16 protein-coding genes are annotated in these 23,570 nt (G+C 62.1%); 8 read left to right on the plus strand and 8 right to left on the minus strand.

What is annotated here, in order from left to right:
• Positions 1-7 precede the first annotated feature (7 nt).
• The 4 genes from IFT47_RS20875 to IFT47_RS20890 form a co-directional block, all read right to left on the minus strand.
• A complete protein-coding gene (locus IFT47_RS20875; protein WP_192173899.1) occupies positions 8-3,103 on the minus strand; it encodes an MdtB/MuxB family multidrug efflux RND transporter permease subunit in 3,096 nt (1,031 codons plus the stop codon).
• Complete coding sequence (locus tag IFT47_RS20880) at positions 3,100-4,416, minus strand: MdtA/MuxA family multidrug efflux RND transporter periplasmic adaptor subunit (protein ID WP_192173900.1); 1,317 nt, start codon at positions 4,414-4,416, stop codon at positions 3,100-3,102. The genes IFT47_RS20875 and IFT47_RS20880 overlap by 4 nt, the downstream gene beginning before the upstream one ends.
• 213 nt (positions 4,417-4,629) lie before the next feature.
• Positions 4,630-5,130 (minus strand): thiol peroxidase, encoded by a 501-nt coding sequence (gene tpx, locus IFT47_RS20885; RefSeq protein ID WP_192173901.1) that lies wholly within the window; start codon positions 5,128-5,130, stop codon positions 4,630-4,632.
• A gap of 87 nt (positions 5,131-5,217) precedes the next feature.
• Positions 5,218-6,147, minus strand: a complete 930-nt coding sequence (locus IFT47_RS20890; RefSeq protein ID WP_192173902.1) for a LysR family transcriptional regulator — start codon at positions 6,145-6,147, stop codon at positions 5,218-5,220.
• Positions 6,148-6,273: 126 nt separating this feature from the next.
• On the opposite strand from IFT47_RS20890, the gene IFT47_RS20895 reads away from it, so the two are divergent.
• Complete coding sequence (locus IFT47_RS20895; RefSeq protein ID WP_192173903.1) at positions 6,274-7,269, plus strand: aldo/keto reductase; 996 nt, start codon at positions 6,274-6,276, stop codon at positions 7,267-7,269.
• Positions 7,270-7,382: 113 nt separating this feature from the next.
• Here the strand turns inward: IFT47_RS20895 and IFT47_RS20900 are convergent, their stop codons facing one another.
• The 3 genes from IFT47_RS20900 to IFT47_RS20910 form a co-directional block, all read right to left on the minus strand.
• A complete protein-coding gene (locus IFT47_RS20900; protein WP_407073249.1) occupies positions 7,383-11,039 on the minus strand; it encodes a translocation/assembly module TamB domain-containing protein in 3,657 nt (1,218 codons plus the stop codon).
• Between the two features lie 32 nt (positions 11,040-11,071).
• On the minus strand, positions 11,072-12,802 hold the full coding sequence (locus IFT47_RS20905) for an autotransporter assembly complex protein TamA (RefSeq protein WP_192173904.1): 1,731 nt from the start codon (positions 12,800-12,802) through the stop codon (positions 11,072-11,074).
• Between the two features lie 66 nt (positions 12,803-12,868).
• Positions 12,869-13,519 (minus strand): GNAT family N-acetyltransferase, encoded by a 651-nt coding sequence (locus tag IFT47_RS20910; RefSeq protein ID WP_192173905.1) that lies wholly within the window; start codon positions 13,517-13,519, stop codon positions 12,869-12,871.
• A gap of 221 nt (positions 13,520-13,740) precedes the next feature.
• On the opposite strand from IFT47_RS20910, the gene xthA reads away from it, so the two are divergent.
• Together xthA and IFT47_RS20920 are read left to right on the plus strand one after the other, a co-directional pair.
• Positions 13,741-14,553, plus strand: coding sequence for an exodeoxyribonuclease III (gene xthA, locus IFT47_RS20915; RefSeq protein WP_192173906.1), 813 nt, complete (start codon positions 13,741-13,743; stop codon positions 14,551-14,553).
• A gap of 140 nt (positions 14,554-14,693) precedes the next feature.
• Complete coding sequence (locus IFT47_RS20920; RefSeq protein ID WP_192173907.1) at positions 14,694-16,046, plus strand: substrate-binding domain-containing protein; 1,353 nt, start codon at positions 14,694-14,696, stop codon at positions 16,044-16,046.
• A gap of 62 nt (positions 16,047-16,108) precedes the next feature.
• Here IFT47_RS20920 and IFT47_RS20925 read toward each other — a convergent pair whose 3' ends face one another.
• Positions 16,109-17,341 carry an acyl-CoA dehydrogenase gene (locus tag IFT47_RS20925; protein WP_192173908.1) on the minus strand — a complete coding sequence of 411 codons (1,233 nt, stop codon included), beginning with the start codon at positions 17,339-17,341 and terminating at the stop codon, positions 16,109-16,111.
• 157 nt (positions 17,342-17,498) lie between these two features.
• Here IFT47_RS20925 and IFT47_RS20930 point away from each other — a divergent pair, with 157 nt between their 5' ends.
• From IFT47_RS20930 to IFT47_RS20950, 5 genes are all read left to right on the plus strand, one after another.
• A complete protein-coding gene (locus IFT47_RS20930) occupies positions 17,499-18,446 on the plus strand; it encodes a LysR family transcriptional regulator (protein WP_133775085.1) in 948 nt (315 codons plus the stop codon).
• 309 nt (positions 18,447-18,755) lie between these two features.
• On the plus strand, positions 18,756-19,136 hold the full coding sequence (locus tag IFT47_RS20935) for a MerR family transcriptional regulator (RefSeq protein ID WP_192173909.1): 381 nt from the start codon (positions 18,756-18,758) through the stop codon (positions 19,134-19,136).
• A gap of 54 nt (positions 19,137-19,190) precedes the next feature.
• Complete coding sequence (locus tag IFT47_RS20940) at positions 19,191-20,090, plus strand: hydroxymethylglutaryl-CoA lyase (protein ID WP_192173910.1); 900 nt, start codon at positions 19,191-19,193, stop codon at positions 20,088-20,090.
• Positions 20,091-20,781: 691 nt separating this feature from the next.
• Positions 20,782-21,945 carry an isovaleryl-CoA dehydrogenase gene (locus IFT47_RS20945; RefSeq protein WP_192173911.1) on the plus strand — a complete coding sequence of 388 codons (1,164 nt, stop codon included), beginning with the start codon at positions 20,782-20,784 and terminating at the stop codon, positions 21,943-21,945.
• A 16-nt stretch (positions 21,946-21,961) separates the two neighbouring features.
• Entirely contained in the window at positions 21,962-23,569 is a 1,608-nt protein-coding gene (locus IFT47_RS20950; protein WP_192173912.1) for a carboxyl transferase domain-containing protein, read from the plus strand.
• Position 23,570 lies beyond the last annotated feature (1 nt).

The raw sequence follows: 23,570 nt of genomic DNA on the forward strand, positions 1-23,570 counted from the left end.
TGGCCGGTCATACCGCCACCTCGGTTTTCTCGTTGCGCTGGAACCGGCGCCCCAGCCGATCAAAGTACAAATAGATGACCGGCGTGGTAAACAGCGTCAGGACCTGGCTGACCAGCAGACCGCCGACCATCACCAGGCCCAGGGGCTGGCGCAGTTCGGCGCCCGAGCCTGAAGCGAACATCAGCGGAATGGCGCCGAACAGTGCCGCCAGAGTGGTCATGAGAATGGGGCGGAAGCGCAGGAGTGCCGCTTCGTAGATGGCGGTCTGCGGGTCGATGCCGCGGTTGCGTTCGGCGTCGAGGGCGAAGTCGATCATCATGATCGCGTTTTTCTTGACGATGCCGATCAGCAGGATGATGCCGATGATGGCAATCATGCCCAGGTCGTTGCCGCTGATGAGCAGCGCCAACAGCGCACCGATGGCCGCCGACGGCAGGGTCGACAGGATGGTGATCGGGTGGATGTAGCTCTCATAGAGCACGCCCAGCACGATGTACATGGTGATCACCGCCGCCAGCACCAGCAGCAATGTGCTGGACAGCGACGCCTGAAACGCTTCGGCCGCACCCTGGAATTCCGTCTGCACGCCGATCGGCATACCGATGTCTTTCTGCACCTGCTCGATGACTTCCACGGCCTTGCCCAGCGCGACACCGGGCGCCAGGTTGAACGACATCATCACCGCCGGAAACTGGCCGATGTGGGCAATTGCCAGCTGCGCCTGACGCTGTTCGACCCGAGCCAGACTGGACAGCTTGACCTGCCCGCCGTCGGTGGTCTTGACGTGAATCTGCTCCAGCGCCTCGGGCCCCAGTTCACTGCGCGAGTCCGCCTGCAGCACCACGCGGTACTGGCTGGCCTGGGTGTAGATGGTGGAAATCTGCCGCTGGCCGAACGCGTCATACAGCGCGTCGGTGATGTTGGCGACGGTCACGCCCAGCCGACTGGCGGCATCGCGATCGATGTTGAGGAAGACCTGCAAACCCTTGTCCTGCAAGTCGCTGGCGACATCGGTCAGTTCCGGGCGCTGCACCAGCGCCTCCACCAGTTTGCCGCTCCACAGATTGAGCAGATCGGCGTCCGGCGAGGACATGCTGAACTGGTACTGGGTGCGACTGACCCGGTCTTCGATGGTCAGGTCCTGCACCGGCTGCATGAACAGGCGAATGTCGGACAGCTGATCAACCTCGGGCTGCAAGCGCTGGATCACCTCGGACGCGGTGACATCCCGCTCGCCGTGGGACTTGAGGTTGATCAGCATGCGGCCGCTGTTGAGGGTCGCGTTGTCGCCGTCGACGCCGATGTAGGACGACAGACTGGCGACTGCAGGGTCCTTGAGGATGATTTTCGCCAGGGCCTGTTGGCGCTGACTCATGGAAGCGAACGACACCGATTGCGGCGCTTCGGAAATGCCCTGAATGACGCCGGTGTTCTGCACCGGGAAAAAGCCCTTGGGCACGGCCAGATACAGCAACACCGTAATCCCGAGGGTAGCGACGGCAACCAGCAGGGTCAGCGGCTGATGCTTGAGCACCCACTGCAACTTGCGCCCGTAGGCGGCCACCAGCCAGTCGATCCAGGCGCCGCTGGCCCGGTAAAAACGGCCCTGCTCTTCTTCCTTCGGCTCACGCTTGAGCAAGCGCGCGCACATCATCGGCGTCAGGGTGAGTGACACCACCAGGGAAATCAGGATCGCCACGGCCAGGGTGATGGCGAACTCGCGGAACAGCCGCCCGACCACATCGGCCATGAACAACAGCGGAATGAGCACGGCAATCAGCGAGATGGTCAGCGAGATCAGCGTGAAACCGATCTGCCGCGCGCCCTTGAGCGCGGCCTGCAACGGCGTCTCGCCCTCCTCCAGGTGCCGGGAAATGTTCTCCAGCATGACGATGGCGTCGTCCACCACGAAACCGGTGGCAATGGTCATCGCCATCAACGTGAGGTTGTTGACCGAGAAGCCGGCCAGGTACATCACGCCAAACGTACCGATCAGCGACAGCGGCACGGCCACCGAGGGAATGATCGTCGCGCTGAACCGCCGCAGGAATAGAAAGGTGACCAGCACCACCAGCACGATGGAAATCAGCAACTCGTGCTGCACGTCGCTGACCGAGGCGCGGATGGTCTGCGTGCGGTCGGTGAGCACGGTGACTTCCAGTCCGGCGGGCAGATTTTCGGTGATGCTGGGCAGCAGGGCCTTGATCCGATCGACCACGTCGATGACGTTGGCGCCCGGCTGACGCTGGATGTTCAGCAGCACGGCCTGGTTCTCATTGGCCCAGGCAGCGAGGCGATCGTTTTCAGCGCCGTCGACGATCTCGGCGACGTCCTTGAGCCGTAACGGGCCGCCGTTGTTGTACGCCAGAATCAGGTTGGCGTACTCCTCGGGGGACTTGAGCTGGTCATTGGCGTCGAGCATCGACACCCGCGTCGGGCCGTCGAAGTTACCCTTGGGCGTATTGACGTTGGAGGCGCTGACCAGCGTGCGCACGTCCGCCAGATTCAGGCCGTTGGCCGCCAGCGCGTCGGCGTTGACCTTGATCCGCACGGCCTGACGCTGACCGCCGGCAATGGTGACCATGCCCACTCCGCTGATCTGCGCAATCTTCTGCGCCATGCGCGTGTCGACCAGATCATTGAGTTTGGGCAGCAGCATGGTTTTCGAGGTGATTGCCAGGGTCAGCACCGGCGTGTCGGCCGGGTTGACCTTGTTGTACGTCGGCGGCGCCGGCAGGTCGTTCGGCAGCAGGTTGGTCGCACCGTTGATCGCCGCCTGCACTTCCTGCTCGGCCACGTCCATGTTGATCTCGAGGCTGAAACGCAGGGTGATGACCGAGGCGCCGCCGGAGCTGGTCGAGGCCATTTGCGTCAGGCCCGGCATCTGCCCGAACTGCCGTTCAAGGGGCGCGGTCACCGCACTGGTCATCACTTGCGGACTGGCGCCCGGGTACAGCGTCATCACCCGGATGGTCGGGTAATCCACCTGCGGCAATGCCGATACCGGCAGCAGCGTGTACGCGATCAGACCGGCCAGCACGATGGCGAGCATGCTCAGCGTGGTGGCGACCGGCCGGAGGATGAACAGCCGTGACAGGTTCATACGTCGCCTTTCTTCGCCGGCTCGGCACCCGCAGACTCACCGGGCTCCTTGGACGGCTTGCCCTGCAACTGCTGCCCCGGCGTGGCCGGTACGTCCTTGCTGTCATTGACCACGTCCACGGCGCTGCCGTCTTTCAGGCGGTCGGTGCCCTCAAGCACCACGCGGTCACCGGCCACCAGACCTTCGGTGATGACTGTGGAGGTCTCGTCGCTGGCACCGGTTTTAAGCGAGCGGATGCGCACGGTCTTGTCGCCGTCCATCACGTACACGAAGGTGCCGTTAACCCCGAACTGAACCGCCGCCGAAGGCACCAGCACCACGTTTTTCAGCGTGTTGGCCAGCAGCCGCGCGTTGACGAACTGATTGGGAAACAGCGCTTCATTGTCGTTATCGAAGCGCGCCTTGAATTTCAGCGTGCCGGTGGTGATGTCGATCTGGTTGTCGATGCTGGCGAGCACGCCCGTGGCCTGCAGCTTAAGGTCCCCGCGGTCCCACGCTTCCACCGGCAGCTTGCCGCCGCTGCGATAACGGCTGAGTACTTCGGCGAGGTCTTTTTCCGGCAGGGTGAAGTTGACCGTGATCGGCTTGGTCTGGGTGATCACCACCAACGGGTTGGTGTCATTGGCCGCCACCAGATTGCCGACGTCCAGCTGGCGCAGGCCGATGCGGCCCGAGATCGGCGCACGAATCTGCGAGAACTCCAGGTTGAGTTTGGCGTCGCCCACCGCCGCCTGATTGGTCTTGATCGTGCCCTGATACTGGCCCACCAGGGATTCGGCAGTGTCCAGGGTTTGCTTGGCGATGCTGTCTTCTTTGTACAGGCCCCGATAACGCTGTACGTCGAGTTGAGCATTCTTGAGCAGCGCCTGATTCTGCATCAGCGTGCCTTCGGCCTGCTGTAGGGCGATCTGATAGCTGCGCGGGTCGATCACCGCCAGCAGATCACCGGCCTTGACCTGTTGGCCTTCCTGAAAATTGATCTTCATCAATTCGCCCGCCACACGGCTGCGCACGTTGATCGTGTTCAGCGCCGTCACGGTGCCGAGGGCTTTGTAATAGATGGGGAAATCACCGGTGGTCGCTGCTGCCACCCGCACCGGTACCGGAACGGTCGAACCGCCGAACCCGGGCCGCTTGGCCACCGCTTTGCCGCCGCGGCTTGCGCTGGCCTGGGCCTGGTCGCTTTTCTGCGCCGTGGCATTCGGTTGCGACGCGGATCCCGGCCAGAAGCGCCAGCACAGGCCAGCGACGATCAACAGAACCAGCAGGCTTATCAGCCAGCGACGGGAATTACGGGGGGCAGACGATTGCATGAATAAATCAACCAGTGTGCGCGTGAGCGTCTTCGGGAGGCTGAACAATAAGCACAGACAGCGGACAGGCAAAGGGCCTTTACCGGCAATTTACCTGGTGCTTACTTTGGATAAGGTGCTGATGTACCAATAAAAACGGCCTGATTGAGTCAGGCCGCTTGTATGTTGCGGGATGTTACCGCGCCCGCTGGTGGCAATAAGCCGCCTGCGAGCTTACTTCAATACCGCCAGTGCTGCGTCGTAGTTCGGCTCCTGACCGATCTCCGGTACCAGCTCGCTGTGCAACACAACGTCGTTTTCGTCCAGCACGACCACGGCACGGGTGGTCAGCCCCACCATCGGCCCGTCGGCGATGGCAACGCCGTAGTCCTGCATGAACTGCGCGCCGCGCATGGTCGACAGGTTCTTCACGTTTTCCAGACCTTCGGCGCCGCAGAAACGTGCCTGGGCGAACGGCAGGTCGGCGGAGATGCACAGCACGACGGCGTTGTTCAGCTCGTTGGCCTGGGCGTTGAATTTGCGGATGGAGGTGGCGCAGGTCGGTGTGTCGACGCTCGGGAAAATGTTCAGCACCTTGCGCTTGCCGGCGAAGGTTTCCAGCGTGGCGTCGGACAGATCGCCCGCTACCAGTTTGAAGGCCGGCGCCTTGCTGCCGACTTTCGGCAGTTCGCCGCTGATCTGTACCGGGGAGCCTCTACGAGTCACTTGTGGCATGAGCTGAGTCCTTGTTTGAGTGGCATGCGAAGGCGGAAGTTAACCATGAAAAACCGCGGCAACCTACCGCCAGAAACGATTTTGTTGTCAGGAAACGCGGTGCATTACCGGTTTGTCCATCAGCCCCGGACGCGAGCACACGTCCACCACCCAGTCGACGAATACCCTCACCCGCCGTGAGGTCTGCCGGTGTGCCGGGTACAGCGCGGTCAAAGACAATAGTGGTTGTTCGACATCGCCCAGCACTTCGATCAGCTCGCCACGACGCAATAATTCGGCAACGTGGTAATACGGCGTCTGCACCAGTCCGTAACCCGCGCTGCACGCGGCGAGGTAGCCATCGGCGCTGTTGGTCGCCAGGGCTTTGGGCAGGTCCGGCGCCTGGGTCCGGCCGTCGATGACGAACTCCAGCCCGTAGCGCTTGTTGGTGGTCGAAGAAAAGTATTCGATGATCTGGTGATGCTGCAGATCGGCCAGTGATTGCGGCGTGCCCCTTCGCTGCAGATAGCCCGGACTGGCGCACACCACCTGGCGCATCTGAGCGAGCGGCCGGGCCACCAGTGAATGATCGAGGGGCTGCCCGCCACGGATCACGCAATCGTAGCCCTCCCTGATCAAATCCACCGGGCGATCGTTCATGCCTACTTCCATTTCCAGCCGGGGGTAACGTTCGGTGAACTCCGGCAACAGCGGCATGATAATCAGCCGACCGATGCCAGACGGCATGTCGACGCGCAGCACCCCTTCCGGGTCTTTGGCCACCGAGGAGAACACCGATTCGGCGGCTTCCAGCGCGTTCAGTACATTCACGCAGCGTTGGTAATAGGCCTGACCGTCCGGCGTTGGCGTCACCTGTCGCGTGGTGCGCATCAACAATTGCACGCCCAGTTCCGCCTCCAGTTGCTTGATCAGAATGGTCACCGAGGCGCGCGGCATGTGCAGGCTGTCGGCGGCTTTGGCGAAACCGCCCAGCTCGACGATGCGCGTGAAGGCTCGCATCGCATTGAATTTATCCATAACTCGTCACATGTCCGCTGAGGGATTGTTTAGAAATAACCAATAGTGAAAGCACTTTTAGCCGGTTTATCCCGACGCTGTCGAGGCGCAAGAATGGCGGTCCTCTTGATCGACAAGGCATTCATCATGCAAACGCGTCAACTTGGCAAAAATGGACCACAGGTCTCGGCCCTGGGTTTGGGCTGCATGGGCATGACCGACTTTTACACCACAGGCGGCAATCCCGATGAAGCGATCGCCACCCTTCACCGGGCGCTTGAGATGGGCGTCACCCTGCTCGACACCGCCGACATGTACGGCCCCCACACCAACGAAGAACTGTTGGGCAAAGCGCTGGCGGGCAAGCGGGATCAGCCGTTCATCGCCAGCAAGTTCGGCATCGTGCGTACACCGGGCGACGCCGGCGCGCGCGGGGTCAATGGCAGTCCCGAGTACATCCGCGCCGCGATCGATGGCACGTTGCAGCGGTTGAAAATCGACACCCTGGATCTGTATTACCAGCACCGCATCGATCCGGGCGTGGCAATCGAAGAGTCCGTTGGCGCCATGGCTGAGCTGGTCAAGGCCGGCAAGGTGCGCTTTCTCGGCTTGAGCGAAGCGTCGGCCAGCACCCTCGAACGCGCTCACAAGGTTCACCCTATTGCCGCCTTGCAGACCGAATACTCCCTGTGGAGCCGCGATCCGGAAGAAAACGGCGTGCTGGACACTTGCCGCCGTCTGGGTATCGCGTTTGTCCCGTACAGCCCGTTGGGCCGAGGTTTTCTGACGGGCGCCCTGAAAAGCCCGGACGACTTCGCCGCCGATGACTACCGCCGCAGCAGCCCGAGGTTTCAGGGCGAAAACTTCGCCAAAAACCTGCTGCTGGTGCAGAAGGTCGAGCAACTGGGGGCAGAAAAAGGCATCACTGCCGGCCAGCTGGCGTTGGCCTGGGTGCTCGCCCAGGGCAATGACGTGATTCCGATTCCCGGCACCAAGCAGCGCAAATACCTGGAGGAGAACGTCGCTGCGCTGGACGTGACACTCAGTGCGGCGGAATTACAGGCGCTGAAGGATCTGTTCCCTGTGAACGCGGTCGCAGGCGGCCGTTATCCGGACGCGGCGATGAAACTCGTCAACGGCTGAGGCGGGTTGTTCGGCGGCCGCTCATCCTTTGCGGTGTAATGCGTTAGACCGGCTTGTTGGCGGCTGCACTCCGCTGCTGGCAAGCCGGTTCCCTCCCCATCCGCCTCGTCCGATCAAAAATCTCGCTTATAGAAAATATCCAGCGAACTCGCAACGCCACCCGCGACCTCCAGATACACCTTCTTGCTCAACAGATAGCGCAAGGTCAGCGTATTGGCCGGTTCAAACACCCCCACGCCATAACGCAGGCTGAGCTTGTCGGTGATCTTGCCGCTGGCGACCACCGCCGTCTTGACGCCGCTGCCGGAGGTGTCCAGGTCGAAATCCTGAATCCCCAGCCCGGACGCCAGTTTGCCCGCCGTCGAGGAACCGCCAGCCAGACCCAACGCCAGCGCCGCCTGGGCGACCATGTTGCTGTCCTCACCGTTGGTGCTCAGCGGACGGCCCAGTACCAGATAGGACAGCGCCTGTTCCTGACTCATGGACGGTTCCGAGAACACCGTGGTGGTCGGTTGCTCGGCGCTGCCGCTCAGTCGAATGCCGGCAATCACGTCGTCGGTCTGGCGAATGGCTTCGATGTCCAGATACGGCTGATCCACAGGCCCTGCGAACAACAGGCGCGCCTTGCGAATGGTCAGGCGCTGGCCGTAGGCCCGGTAGCGGCCATCGTTGAGATTGAGCTCTCCGCGGGTGTCCATGTTGTCGCCGATGTGCACGTGCCCGACGAGATTGGCGGTCAGGCCAAAGCCGGTAAAACTCAGGGTTTCCTGCCCTACTTCGACGTTCACGTCCATGGCGATGGCCAGCGGGGTTTTGCCCTGTTTGGTCTGCTGGCCGACGATCACCGTGTCATCGGACACTTTAACGGTCGAGGGCGGCAGCTGCCGCACGGTGATCTCGCCTTTCGGAATCAGCACTTTGCCCGACACTGCCAGCCGGTCACCCTGCAAGGTGATCTTCAGGTCCGGCGCGGCTTCCAGCTTGGCGTACGGCTCAACCGTGATGGGCAGGCGCGTGCCTTTCACCGCAACGTCGACATCCAGCGCATCGGCCCAGGCCACATGCCCGCCGATACTGCCCTGACCCGCCACGCCGCTGCTCCATTTGCCGGTCAAATCCACACGTTCGCCGGCAATCAGGGCTTGAACGTTGAGTTTTTCAAAGCTCACAGGCACTTCCGGCCCCGACACCTCACCGTCGGCGAGCGCCACAGTGCCGTTAATCTGCGGCGCCATCAGGCTGCCCGAAATCCGGCCGCTGCCGTTGAGCTTGCCGTTGAGTTTCTCAATCATCGGGACAAAAGGCCGGCCCACTGAAATATCCAGGCCGCTAAGGGTGAAATCGCCGGTCACTGGTTTGTTTTTGGCGATTGGATCGATGCTCAGTCGGGCCAGCAGTTCGCCGAGCTTGCCGCCGCGGAAATCGAGGCTGGTGTCGACTTTCTTCGGGGTCAGGCTGCTGGTCAGCTTCAGCGTGCCGTAGGGGAAGTCCAGCCATTGGTTCTTGTCCTTGACCCGCAGCGTCCCGCCGCTGGCGTCGATAACCACCTGACCATTGGGGCCGGCAGCGGGAACGTCCAGCTGGATGTCGGCATTGAGCGCGCCCTTCCAGGCAAAATCCTTGGGCAGCCACTGCGCCAGGCTTTCCAGCGGGAAGCGCTTGAGGTGATAGCGCAGGCGCGGTTCCGGCATCAGACGCTGATCTTCGCCGCACAGACTCGCAGGCCCCGAGACCCAGCAATGGGCACCGAAGTTGACCTTGCCGTCGGCCAGACGCTCCAGTTTGGCCGGCTGTTGCAGCTTCCAGTCCTGCCCGCCGCTCTGGATGTCACCGCTGGCCAGACGCCCGCGCCAGTTGCCTTTGTCCAGGTTGCCGTCCAGCGCGAGGGCCAGTTTGAGCAACGGTCCCTGTAGGTCGAGTTTCACCTGCTGACGATTGATGTCGCCCTGACCGTTGACAGTTAAAGCGCCCAATGCGGTATCGCCGGCTTGAATGCCGGATGTCTTCAGATCAAGGGTTGCGCGCTGGGCGTTGTCGAGCTTGGCCGCCAACGTAAGGGCTTGCAGCTTGTTCGCCTCAAAGGCCAGTTGAGTGCCCTGCAACGCCAATTGCCCCTGGGGCGCCTGCACGGTGCCGGCGACATCAAGGCGGCCTTTCATCTGCCCTTGTAGCCCGGGCCACAGTTGACCCAGCCGCGGGAGGTTGATGTCCAGCTGTGCGGCGATTTTCTGCTGCAGGCTGCCCGTGCCCTGAATCCGGTTATCGCCCAGGCGGATGTCCAGGGCGTTGAGATTCCATTTATTGTCGGCCCCATCGGCCTTGGCTTGCAGGACCGCAGGTTGGCCGCGCAGACGCCCTTTCAGATCCAGGTCGGCATTCAGGTTCAATTGCTCGTTACGCAACGACCCTTTGCTGCGCAGCGGACCTGCCAGGGCGCCCGGCAACTCCGCGACCCAATAAGCGGGATCGATGGCGCTGAGATCCAGCGCCGTGTCCCAGGCGATGCCGTCGGCAAATTGCAGGTTCAGGTGACCGCTGGCCTTACCCTGCCCGGCTGCCAGTTCAAGCTGGGGCAGAAAGATCTGCTGCAGATCGCCGCTAAACGGGCTTTCCAGAGTGAAAGGACCGGCCGGCCCTTTGAAGTCCCCAGCGAAATGGCCGAGGTATTTGCCGTCGGTGTAGGACACTTCGCCGGTGAACGTATGAACGCTGACCTGCGGCTCATCGATCAGCGGGTACAGGCGATGCCAGGGGAAATCGAGCCAGTCGATTTTGGCGTCGGCGCGCAGGCCCTGTTGCCAATCCAGCTTGCCGCTGGCCTTGAGGCGCTGATTGTCACGGGCAGTCAGGTCCAGCGCCGCAATGTCCGCGCCCTTGGCGTCGACACGCCCTTGTAGCGCCAGTGCCACCGGACCTTTTTCAGCGGGAAGGCTGGCGCTGCCGGTGATGGCATAGCCCTGAGAAAGGTCGCCCTTGGCGTTGAGAACCAACTGATTGAGCTGCAGCGTGTCCGGTAAATCGGCACTCGGTTTGAACGCGTCGCTGGTGATGGCGATGGTTGCCGGCAGGTTTTCCACCAACGGCTGCAACTCACCGATCAGATGAGCGTCGATATACCCCTTGCTCTGCGCATTCAGCGTCAACGTATTGAGCAGATCGCCCTGAATGCTCAGCGCCAGTGACAACGGCTGACCGCTGATGTCCGGCAGCTTCAGCTGCCCCTCGGCGGTTAGCGGCCAGTCGCCCTCGGGTTTGAGCAGCCCCGACAGGTCGAGGGCGATGTCGTCACGACCGGCGTGCAGCGAATCGATCTTCAACCCTTCGGCAGTCCAGTGCGCCGCCAGTTGCACGTCGCGAACCTGTTCGGTGCCGTCCAGGTGCAGACTGCCGATCTGCACGCGACCCAGCTGCAAGGCCAGCGGCAGCTTGAGATCCGGCAGTTTGATGGGGCCGCTGCTGGCTTCGTCGGTCGAAGGCGGAAATTGCAGCCTGATGTCGCCCGTCTGCAGGTTGTCGATGCACAGCGTCATGCGCGCCAGGCACGCCGGTGACCAGTCGAACACCGGCGCGTCAATGTCGACTGTGCTCTGGCCTTGCTGCCAGATCAGGTGATCCGCCTGCCATGCGCCGCCCAGCCGACCGGAAAACCCTTCGACCGACAGGCCCGGCACCAGACCGAGCGCCCAACGGCTGCCGCTTTGGGTGCCGAGAAGGAGAGTCATCGTCAGCACCACGAGGATGACTAACGACAGCAGCGTGATCGCCGTGATTGCGACGGTGCGTTTCAACAAATCCCTATTCGTCACAGTTCAGGTCCCATCGAGAAGTGCAGACGAATACCGCCGTCTTCATCCAGTGCGTGGGCGAGGTCCAGGCGCAGCGGCCCGACCGGAGACACCCAGCGCACGCCGATGCCGACGCCGGTCTTGAGGCTCGGCAGGTCCAGGGTATTAAACGAGTTGCCCTGATCGACAAACGCCGCCACGCGCCACTTTTCGGCAATCGAGTACTGGTACTCGGCGCTGCCGGCGATCATGTAGCGGCCGCCGATCTTGTCGCCGTCGGAGTTTTCCGGGGACAGCGATTGATAGTCATAACCGCGCACGCTCTGGTCACCACCGGCAAAGAAACGCAGCGAAGGCGGGATCGATTTGTAGCCATTGGTGGCACTGCCGCCGACCTGCACCCGCCCGAGAAAGCGGTGGTTCTGCGCCACGGTGGTCAGCCCTTTGAGCATGACCGTGCCGTGCAAGAGGTTGGCATCCGAGCCCAGTCCTTCCTTGGCGACCTGAGTATCGAACTGCAGCCGGTAGCCATTGTGCGGGTCGATGCGGTTATCGCTGCGCAGGTATGAATAGCTGACGCCGGGCATGAGCAAGGTGCTGAGGCCTTCATCGTTGCCCAGTCGGTATTCTTCGCGCTGCCATTTCAGCGAGATCACCCGTTCCCAGCCGCTGGGCAATTTGCTGTGCCACTCGGGGCCGACGGTCAGGAGCTTGCTGAGGCTGTCGGTGTCGGCGATTTCTTCATATTGATAGCCGCCGGCGAATCGCAGTTTGTCGGTCAGAGGCGGGTCCAGCGGGATGTCGTAGAACAGGCCGACATTCTGCCGTGGCGCAGAAATTTCGGCTTCAGCGCCATAGCTGTGACCCTGGGGATTGACCCAGTGGCGCGTCCAGTTGGCTTTTACCCGAGGGCCAACGTCGGTGGAATAGCCGACGCCCAGCCCCATGGTCCGCGGCTTGCGGGTTTGCAGCTGGACGTCCACCGGAATGACCTGAGCCTGGGCGTCGGTGGGCGATGCGTTGACCCGCACGCCTTCGAAATAGCCGCTCGACTGCATGGCCTGATTGAGTTCGGCGATCAGTTCGGAGTCGTAGGGGGTGTCTTGTTTGAACGGCACCATGCGCCGCAGCAGGTCCTCATCGAACGGCGCGTCGCCGCTGAAGGTGACTTTGCCAAGGGAGAAACGCGGCCCGCTGTCGTAGACCAGTTCAATGTCGGCGACACCGGCACGGGGGTCAACGGACAGGCGCTGGGTCACGAACCGGCCATTGAAGAAGCCATAGCGCGCGGCCTGGGTTTCGATCAGGTGTTTGGCGTCCTCGTAGACACCATGGTTGAGCACAGCGCCGGGTTTCAGGGCGTCACCCTTTGGGACCCGAAAGCTTTTCAGCTGGGAGGCCTGCCCGGTCACGCGGATGGACACATTGCGCAGGTGGACGGGCTCACCCGCCTCCACCTTCAGCAGCAGTTGCAGGTTGTTGTCGACATGGCGGACTTCGCTGTCAATCTGCGCCTGATAATAGCCAAGGGCCTGAGCGGCCTTCTGCGCCTGCTCGACGGCCCCCACGCTGAAACGTTCGAGGGCTGGCTCGTCGCGCTCGCCGAGGCTGCCTACATACCCTTCGATGTTGGATTTGAGCGCGGCATTGGACGGCTTGATCCGGACCTCCAGCTGCGCATCGGCGAATGCCGCGCAGCTGGACAACATCAAGAGAAAGCCACTGGTGTATCGATGGGGAAACTTCATAGGCGCGAATGCTACACGAGCGACGCGGGCTGCTGGAACCCGCTCAAATGGGGAAGCTTGCGTAGCTCAAACCACAGAGCCCAATGAAACCTGGGGATTTGGGCGGAAAAATATGCGTTCTCGGACGGGTCCTACTTCCACTTCGCCGATTTCTTGATAACCGTGTCGATCGTAAAAATCCAGATAATGGCCATTTCCCGTGTCGAGGACGATGCCTTCCGAGTTTTTGTCCTGCCCACACCACTCATGCAACGCCAGAAGCAACTGCTCACCATAATGCCGGCCCTGAAAATCAGGATGGACGCCGAGCAGCGGCAGCACATGAACCGCTTCCGACGGCGCACAGGCCAGCACGTCATGGTAATACTCCAGGTAGCGCTGGGTCCCGCGCAGGCCGGTGCTTATCAACATGCGAATCCGCCAGGCCCAGCTTTCGGTGATGCCCAGTCGCCGCTGGGGAGGCGCAATCAGCGCAACGCCCACCAGACGGTCCGCGACGAACAGCCCCAACGCCGGCAAGTCCTGAAGAAAGTGCTGTTTGACCAACGCACGGATGGTCGCCTTGACCCGGTGGTCATAGCCGGAGCGGCCGGATTCGAACAGGTACGCGAAACTCGGCTCCTGACGGTAAGCGAGGTACAGCAACGTGCGGGTTTCGCGGGAATAGCCGCTGTCGAGCTGACGGATTTGCGCCGTTTCGCCAGGCAGTTCAGGCATGGTGTTCGTCCTTTTGATGAGCCCGGGGCGGTCGCTCGGGTGGCTGTCTTCAAGGCTTCGAGTCGCCACCCGCAAGCGCAGTTCCCACGACTTGGCCGTCGTTCAGAAATGCACGCCCCCCCGGTTCCAATGCAGCCGAGCGAACCGGGCGCTGGCCGTCACCGGGCAGGTCGGCTAGCATCGCCGTTTGTATTTGCAAGGAGCTGCCAGGAGCGCCGCCCATGAAACTTGTGTCTTTTAATATCAACGGCCTTCGCGCCCGACCGCATCAACTGGCGGCGTTGATCGAGAAACATCAGCCCGACGTCATTGGCTTGCAGGAAACCAAGGTCTCCGACGAGCAATTCCCTCAGGCCGATATCGAAGCGCTGGGCTACCACGTGCATTTCCACGGGCAGAAAGGCCATTACGGCGTCGCCCTGCTCTCCCGTCAGCCGCCGTTGTCTATTCACAAGGGCTTCGACAACGACGACGAAGACGCCCAGCGCCGCTTCATCTGGGGCACATTCGCCGATCGCAACGGTAATCCGGTGACGGTCATGAACGGCTATTTCCCACAGGGCGAAAGCCGTGATCACCCGACCAAATTCCCGGCGAAGCTGCGCTTCTACGCAGATCTGCAGAACCTGCTGGAAACGAAATTCAGCAATGACCAGCCGCTGGTGGTGATGGGCGACGTCAACATCTCTCCGGAAGACAGCGACATCGGCATCGGCGCCGACAACGCCAAGCGCTGGCTGAAAACCGGCAAGTGCAGCTTCCTGCCGGAGGAGCGCGAGTGGCTCGCCAAACTCAAGAACTGGGGCCTGGTGGACAGCTTCCGCCACCTGTACCCGGAAGTGGTCGATCAATTCAGCTGGTTCGATTACCGCAGTCGCGGTTTTGAAGACGAGCCCAAGCGCGGCCTGCGCATCGACCTGATCCTCGCGTCCCACGGCCTGCAACCGCGCATCAAGGGAGCGGGCGTGGATTATCACTTGCGCTCCATGGACAAACCGTCCGACCACGCGCCGATCTGGCTTGAGCTGGAATAACCGAACTATTAAATGATGAGCCGCATGGCGCCCTGCCTGCGGCTTGCTCCTCCAACGCGCACGACCCCGCGATCTGTCATCTGGCCGTCATCCGCCTGTCTTATTCTCCGGCCACCTCAGCTCATATAAAGATGCCGCACATGCTGCGCACTCGCGTTTTTCTTGTCCTCTCTTCACTCCTTGCCGCCGCCCTCCCGGTCAGCGCAGGCGCCGCTACGCTTCCGGCGCCGACTGACGGCTCGCCCGCCTTGCGCATTCAGGGCTCGAACACGATTGGCGCGCAGCTGGGGCCGGCGCTGGTCAAAGGCTTGCTCGCGCAGCAAGGCGCGCAATCGATACAGGAACAACCGGGCGCGCGCCCTAACGAACTGCGCATTACCGCGCAATTGCCGTCGGGCCAGAACGTCAGCATAGACATTGCTGCCCACGGATCGAGCACCGGGTTTGCGGCGCTGAAGGACGGGTTGGCCGATGTGGCGGCATCCTCAAGACCGATCAAGAACAACGAGGCTATCGAGCTGGCGGCCCTGGGCGATCTGCGCAGTCATGAGGCCGAGCAGGTCATCGCCATCGACGGCGTCGCAGTGATTCTTCACCCCGGCAACCCGCTGCGGGAGCTGAGCACGGCGGAACTGGCGAAAATCTTTTCCGGCGAGATCCACGACTGGGAGCAACTGGGTGCTCCGGCCGGGGCTATCCATTTATACGCACGGGATCAACAGTCCGGCACGTTCGACACCTTCAACGAGCTGGTGCTGGCCAAGTCCGCCAAGACGCTGTCGAAGGAGGCCAGGCGCTTCGAGTCCAGTGAGGAACTGTCCGACCAGGTCAGTCAGGACCGTCAGGGCATCGGCTTCATCGGCCTGCCCTATATTCGCCAGGCAAAGGCCGTGGCGATCATCGACGGTGAGTCAAAACCGATGCTGCCCACGGTCAGCTTGATTGCCACCGAAGACTATCCGCTGTCGCGCCGCCTGTATTTCTACCTGCCGCCGGACTCGAGGCAGCGCTGGGCCAAGGCGCTGGTGCGGTTCGCCCAGAGTCCCCAGGGCCAGTCTATCGTCGCGCAGAACGGGTTTGTGGCGCAGACGGTTCAGGCGGTGAAAGTGCGGGCGACGGCACAGATGCCGCTGGAATATCAGAATCTGGCGCGGGAGGCCGAGCGGCTGTCGGTGAATTTTCGTTTCGCCCAGGGCAGCGCGACGCTGGACACCAAGGCGATGCTCGATCTCAAGCGCGTGGTCGAGTACCTGAAGGCCCATGACAAGCTGGATCAGAAGGTGACGCTGGCGGGATTTGGCGACGCCAAGAGCGATCCGGCGCGGGCGCAATTGCTGTCAAAACTGCGCGCCATGGCGGTGCGCCGGGAGCTGCTGAAACATCAGGTGGTGCTGCGTGACGTGCGCGGGTTTGGCGACGAAATGCCGGTGGCGGCCAATGAAGGCGATGAAGGCCGGATCAAGAACCGCCGGGTCGAGGTTTGGGTCGAGTGAGGCGGCTCAGCCGCCCGCATCCGTGCCAGCAACCTACGGGTTGCTGGTGACGCCGTGGTCGATCACCGATGCTCGCCGCGCATCAACTCCTTCGGCACATATTTGCCGATCTCAAACTTCCCAATGGCCGCGCGGTGCACTTCGTCCGGACCATCGGCCAGGCGCAGGGTGCGCTGCATGGCGTACATATAGGCCAACGGGAAATCGCCGGACACCCCCGCACCGCCGTGCATCTGAATTGCCCGGTCGATCACCCGCAGGGCGACGTTTGGGGCGACCACCTTGATTTGCGCGATCTCGCTTTTTGCGACCTTGTTCCCCACGGTGTCCATCATGTAGGCGGCCTTCAGGGTCAGCAGGCGCGCCATGTCGATTTCCATGCGCGAGTCGGCGATCTTGTCGATGTTGCCCCCCAGTCGCGCCAATGGCCGTCCAAACGCGGTGCGCTGAACCGAGCGTTTGCACATCAATTCCAGCGCGCGTTCCGCCATGCCGACCGAACGCATGCAGTGGTGAATCCTGCCCGGGCCCAGACGACCCTGGGCGATTTCGAACCCGCGTCCGTCACCCAGCAGGACGTTTTCGTACGGCACGCGTACATTTTCAAACAGCACTTCGGCGTGACCGTGGGGCGCATCGTCGTAGCCGAACACCGGCAGCGGCCGGACGATCTTCACCCCCGCCGCGTCAGTCGGTACCAGAATCATCGAATGCTGCTGGTGACGCGGGCCGTCCGGGTTGCTCAGGCCCATGAAGACCATGATCTTGCAGCGCGGGTCACAGGCGCCGGAGGTCCACCACTTGCGTCCGTTGATGACCCACTCATCGCCATCGCGTACGGCGGTCGCGGCCATGTTGGTGGCATCCGAAGAGGCCACGTCGGGTTCGGTCATCGCAAACGCCGAGCGGATCTCGCCGCGCAGCAAGGGTTCCAGCCATCGCTCTTTTTGCGCGTCATTGGCATAGCGCACCAGCACTTCCATATTGCCGGTGTCCGGCGCGGAACAGTTGAACGGCTCCGGGCCCAGCAGCGAGCGGCCCATGATCTCCGCCAGCGGCGCGTACTCGAGGTTCGACAGCCCTGCCCCCAGTTCGGATTCCGGCAGGAACAGGTTCCACAGCCCCTCGGCTTTCGCCTTCGCCTTGAGCTCCTCCATGATCGCCGTCGGCTGCCAGCGATCGCCTTCGGCCACTTGACGCTCGAACACCGGCTCGGCCGGGTACACGTAGGTGTCCATGAAGGCGGTCACGCGCTCGCGCAGTGCCTGAACCTTGGGGGAGTAAGCGAAATCCATGGGGCTGCTGCCTTCTGTGAGGTGTTGTCAGGTCGTGATCCGATACTAGAACAGCGCCCCCCATTTATCTAACCTATTCTCGGCGTGTATAAACATTCATAACCGATATATGATTCGGCGCATTCCAAACAACAAGAACTGCACGAGGCGCACAGCAATGAACCTGAGCAAGGTCGATCTCAATCTCTTTATTGTGTTTGACGCCATCTACACCGAAGCCAACCTGACCCGCGCCGGCCAGATCGTCGGCATCACCCAGCCTGCCGTGTCCAACGCCCTGTCGCGCCTTCGCGAAACCTTCAACGATCCGCTGTTCGTGCGCACGGCCCAGGGCATGGTGCCCACGCCCATGGCGCAGAACATCATCGGCCCGGTGCGCAATGCCCTGTCATTGCTGCGGGTGTCGGTGCAGGAGAGCCGGATCTTCAATCCGCTGCAGGCCAACAAGAACTACCGCATCAGCATGACCGACCTCACCGAGGCGGTGATCCTGCCCGCGCTGTTCCAGCGGCTGCGGCGTCTGGCGCCGGCCGTGACCATTGAAAGCTTTCTGTCCAAACGCCGGGAGACGACCAAGGAACTCGCGGCCGGCCGGCTGGACTTCGCGGTGGACGCGCCGTTGAACACCGACCCGCAGGTGCGCCACGTCAAGCTGATGGAAGACCACTACGTGTGCGCCATGCGCCGCGGCCATCCGCTGGCGAACAAGGACGCCATCAGCCTGGATGACTACCTTGGCGTTGCGCACATTCATATTTCCAGCCGACGCAGTGGCTTGGGTTACGTGGATCTGGCTTTGGGCAAAATGGGCATTCAGCGCAAGGTCGCGTTGCGTTCGCAGCATTACCTGATGGCCTCGCAAGTGCTGCAGCAGACCGACATGGTCATGACCGTTCCCGAGCGCTTCGCCCGGCGCAATGACCTGCATTTCGTGTATCTGCCGGTGAACGACGTGCCAACCGTGGAGACGCACCTGTATTGGCATGAAAGCACCGACCAGGACCCGGCGAACCGCTGGATGCGCGAGCAGATTATCGAGCTCTGCCAACTCGTTACCGCGCAGGAACGCAAGTTGGGCAAAACCCTTGAAGCAGCGGTGAAGTAAGCGTTCAGCGGCGCATGCGGTCTTCGTAGGACCGGCTTTAGCCGGGAAGAGGCCTGCGTGGGCGCCATCAAATTCGCGGTGTGGCTGCTGACGCGGTCTCTGTAGGACCGGCTTTAGCCGGGAAGAGGCCCGTGTGAACACCATCAATTGTGCGGTGCGGCTGCTGGCCCTTTCCCGGCTAAAGCCGGTCCTACATTCAAACCGCGGTCCTACGATTGGCAAAAGGTACTCCCGCGCTTGATAACCCCCTTGACGTTAACGTAAAGCCCAACTTACGTTACGCCCATGCCTTCCGTATCGAGCACTGCCATGACCGCTACCACCTACAGCATCTCCGACCTCGCCCGCGAGCTGGACATCACCACCCGCACCATCCGTTTCTACGAAGAACAAGGCATGCTCAGCCCCGAACGCCGCGGGCAGGAGCGTATTTACTCCCCCCGTGACAAGGTCACCCTCAAGCTGATTCTGCGCGGCAAGCGCATCGGGTTTTCCCTGGCCGAGTGCCGCGACCTCATCGGTCTGTACGACCCCACTGGGGGCAATCACAAACAGTTGAGCACCATGCTCGAGAAAATCGCCGAGCGTCGCGCTCAACTCGATCAGCAGCTCCTGGACATTCAGCAGATGCAGCTGGAGCTCGACACCGCTGAAGAACGCTGCAAAGCCGCGCTGGAAATGTCCAGCTGATTCAACCAGATAACCCAATCACCTAAAGTCAAACCTCTCAGGAACGATGCCGATATGTCTCTCCCTCAGCGTGTGCGTCTGGTCGAAGTCGGCCCTCGGGATGGTCTGCAGAACGAATCCCGCCCCGTCAGCGTCAGCGACAAACTGCAGCTGGTGCATGACTTGGCCGACGCCGGTGTCAGCTATATCGAAGCGGGCAGTTTCGTTTCGCCGAAATGGGTGCCCCAGATGGCCGGCTCCGCCGAACTGTTCGCCGGCATCCAGCGCAAGGACGGCGTGACCTACGCCGCACTGGCGCCTAACTTGCGGGGGTTCGAAGACGCCCTTGCTGCTGGCGTGAAAGAAGTGGCCGTATTCGCCGCCGCATCGGAATCGTTCTCCCAACGCAACATCAACTGCTCGATCAGCGAAAGCCTGGACCGCTTCCTGCCGATCATGGAAGCCGCGCGCCTGCACGGCATCAGCGTTCGCGGCTACGTGTCCTGCGTGCTTGGTTGCCCCTATGAAGGGGACATTGCGCCGAAGCAAGTGGCGGCAGTCGCCAACGAGCTGTTCGCCATGGGCTGCTACGAGGTGTCCCTTGGCGACACCATCGGCACCGGCACGCCGGGGGCCACTCGCACGCTGTTCGACGTCGTGGCCGGGCAGATCCCCCGCGGCAAACTGGCCGGGCATTTCCACGACACCTATGGCCAGGCGCTGGCCAATATTTACGCCAGCCTGCTGGAAGGCATTCAGGTGTTTGACAGTTCCGTGGCCGGCCTCGGCGGGTGCCCCTACGCCAAAGGCGCCACCGGCAACGTGGCCAGCGAGGACGTGGTTTACCTGCTGAACGGCCTCGGCATCGAGACCGGTATCGATCTGGACACACTCATCAACGCCGGTCAGCGCATCAGCGACACCCTCGGACGGGCGAACGGCTCGCGGGTGGCGAGAGCACGTCTGTCGGCCTGATGTGCGACAAGTTGTCACACAGTGTTACCCTGCCCGCCATCGCGTTCAGGGAAACGGGTAACACGGAAACACCTGGCGACAGATTCAGCAGTGAATCCAGGCTGGTGAAGTCCGCAAAACCACGAAAACCGGGACCTTTCTAAAGTTGGCATGGCTTCTGCTATGTCTTACGTACAACAAAAATAACAAATGCAATAACCCAATAAAAACAAGACGTATCGGCTCTGACATAACAAGAACAACACGGACAGAGACGCAGCTAACTGATTTTTTTGGAGTGGATCGCTCTACTTGAGGCCCTGGCCTCACGACCGTACTGAGAACAATAAAACTGCGTTCAGGCAGCTACCAGTCGAGTCGGATCGAAAGATCGAAGCGGATCAGCGCTCAAAAAAATACGTTTGCTCTTGGCCCCGTTTGGGGGTCGCTCAGAAAAGCAAAAGAGGCTGGCTGACAAAAACAACAACAGGCCACCTAACAATAAAAACGAGCATGCAATCGAACTTGAAGGGGAGCCCAGGCTCCCCTTCGTGCTATCCGGCATTTGTAAACCTCTCCCCCTTCCATTATTCCCCGGGCCAATGCCTCGTTCCCGTTGACATCAACATGACGGCAGGCTTACGTTAACGTAAAGGTGCACATCATCTTCCCCCCCCTGACAGCCCTCCAATAACAACATGGGATGCAGTTCATGAATTACCCCACGCTCAACTTCGGCCTCGGCGAAACCCTCGACATGCTGCGCGATCAGGTGCGCGCCTTCGTCGCTGCCGAGCTTGCCCCGCGCGCTGCACAGATCGACAAAGACAACCTCTTCCCCGCCGACATGTGGCGCAAGTTCGGCGACATGGGGCTGCTGGGCATCACCGTCGATGAGCAATACGGCGGCGCGGGCCTCGGCTATCTGGCCCATGTCATCGCCATGGAAGAAATCAGCCGGGGCTCCGCCTCCGCGGCGTTGTCCTACGGTGCCCACTCCAATCTTTGCGTCAACCAGATCAATCGCAACGGCACGCCCGAACAGAAAGCCCGCTACCTGCCCAAACTGATCAGCGGCGAGCACGTCGGTGCCTTGGCGATGAGCGAACCCAACGCCGGTTCCGACGTGGTCTCAATGAAGCTGCGCGCCGACCGACGGGGCGACCGCTTCGTCCTCAATGGCAGCAAGACCTGGATCACCAACGGCCCTGACGCCAACACTTACGTGATCTACGCCAAGACCGACCTGGAAAAAGGTGCCCATGGCATCAGCGCGTTCATCGTCGAGCGCGACTGGCACGGCTTCTCGCGGGGCAACAAGTTCGACAAGCTCGGCATGCGCGGCTCCAACACCTGCGAACTGTTCTTCGATGACGTCGAGGTGCCGGAAGAAAACCTGCTCGGTGCGCTGAACGGTGGCGTGAAGGTGCTGATGAGCGGCCTGGATTACGAGCGTGTCGTGCTCTCGGGCGGGCCGGTCGGGATCATGCAGGCGTGCATGGACGTGGTGCTGCCCTACATTCACGACCGCAAACAGTTTGGCCAGAGCATCGGCGAGTTCCAGCTGATTCAGGGCAAGGTCGCCGATATGTACACCCAGCTTAACGCCAGCCGCGCCTACCTGTACGCCGTGGCCCAGGCCTGCGAGCGCGGCGAGACCACGCGCAAGGACGCCGCCGGGGTGATCCTTTACTCCGCCGAACGGGCGACACAGTTTGCCCTCGACACCATCCAGATTCTCGGCGGCAACGGCTACATCAATGAATTCCCGGCCGGACGACTGCTGCGCGACGCCAAACTCTACGAGATCGGCGCCGGCACCAGCGAGATCCGCCGCATGCTGATCGGGCGTGAGCTGTTCAACGAAACCCGCTGACCGCGCCGGAGGCCCCATGACCACTCTGCACACCCAGATCAACCCGCGTTCGCCGGAATTCGCTGCCAACAGCGACGCCATGCGCACGCAGCTCGATGCGTTGCACAGCCTGCTCGACCACGTCCAGCGCGGCGGCGGTGCCAAGGCGCAGGAACGCCATACCTCCCGGGGCAAATTGCTGCCGCGGGAGCGGATCAATCGCCTGCTCGACCTCGATTCGCCCTTCCTCGAACTCAGCCAGATCGCCGCCCATGACGTGTACGGCGAAGACGTCCCGGCTGCAGGGCTGATCGCCGGCATTGGCCGGGTCGAAGGCGTCGAATGCATGATCATCGCCAACGACGCGACGGTGAAAGGCGGCACGTATTACCCGCTGACCGTGAAAAAACACCTGCGCGCCCAGACCATCGCCCAGCAGAACCGCCTGCCGTGCATCTACCTGGTGGACTCCGGCGGCGCCAACCTGCCGCGCCAGGACGAGGTGTTCCCGGACCGCGAGCACTTCGGCAGGATCTTTTTCAACCAGGCCAACATGAGCGCCGAGGGCATCGCCCAGATCGCGGTGGTCATGGGCTCCTGCACTGCCGGCGGCGCCTATGTGCCGGCCATGGCCGACGAAACCATCATGGTCCGCGAGCAGGCGACGATCTTTCTCGCCGGGCCGCCGCTGGTGAAAGCCGCCACGGGCGAAGTGGTCAGCGCCGAAGACCTCGGCGGCGCCGACGTGCACTGCAAGGTTTCGGGGGTGGCCGATCACTACGCCGACAGCGACGACCATGCGCTGGCCCTGGCACGACGCTGCGTGGCCAACCTGAACTGGCGCAAGCTCGGCCAGTTGCAGACCCGCCCGCCCCAGGCGCCGCTGTATGCCGATGACGAGCTGTACGGCGTGATCCCGGCGGACGCCAAGCAGCCGTTCGACGTGCGCGAAGTCATCGCGCGGCTGGTGGACGGTTCGGTGTTCGATGAATTCAAGGCGCTGTTCGGGACCATGCTGGTCTGCGGCTTCGCCCATCTGCATGGCTACCCGATCGCCATCCTCGCCAACAACGGCATCCTCTTCGCCGAAGCCGCGCAGAAAGGCGCGCACTTCATCGAACTGGCCTGCCAGCGCGGCATTCCGCTGTTGTTTCTGCAGAACATCACCGGCTTCATGGTTGGCCAGAAGTACGAGGCCGGCGGCATCGCCAAGCACGGCGCCAAGCTGGTCACCGCCGTCGCCTGCGCGAAAGTGCCGAAGTTCACGGTGATCATCGGCGGCAGCTTCGGCGCGGGTAACTACGGCATGTGCGGCCGCGCCTACGACCCGCGCTTTCTGTGGATGTGGCCCAACGCGCGGATCGGCGTCATGGGCGGAGAACAGGCCGCCGGCGTGCTGGTCCAGGTCAAGCGCGAGCAGGCCGAACGCAGCGGCCAGACCTTCAGCGCCGAGGAGGAAGCCGCGTTGCGCCAGCCGATCCTCGATCAGTACGAGCATCAGGGGCACCCCTGGTACTCCAGCGCCCGGCTGTGGGACGACGGTGTCATCGACCCCGCCCAGACCCGCGACATTCTCGGCCTGGCCATCAGCGCCTCGCTCAACGCCGCCATCGAACCGACCCGCTTCGGCGTGTTCCGGATGTGAC

This window comes from Pseudomonas sp. CFBP 13711 (assembly GCF_014842265.1).
Lineage (GTDB): Bacteria > Pseudomonadota > Gammaproteobacteria > Pseudomonadales > Pseudomonadaceae > Aquipseudomonas.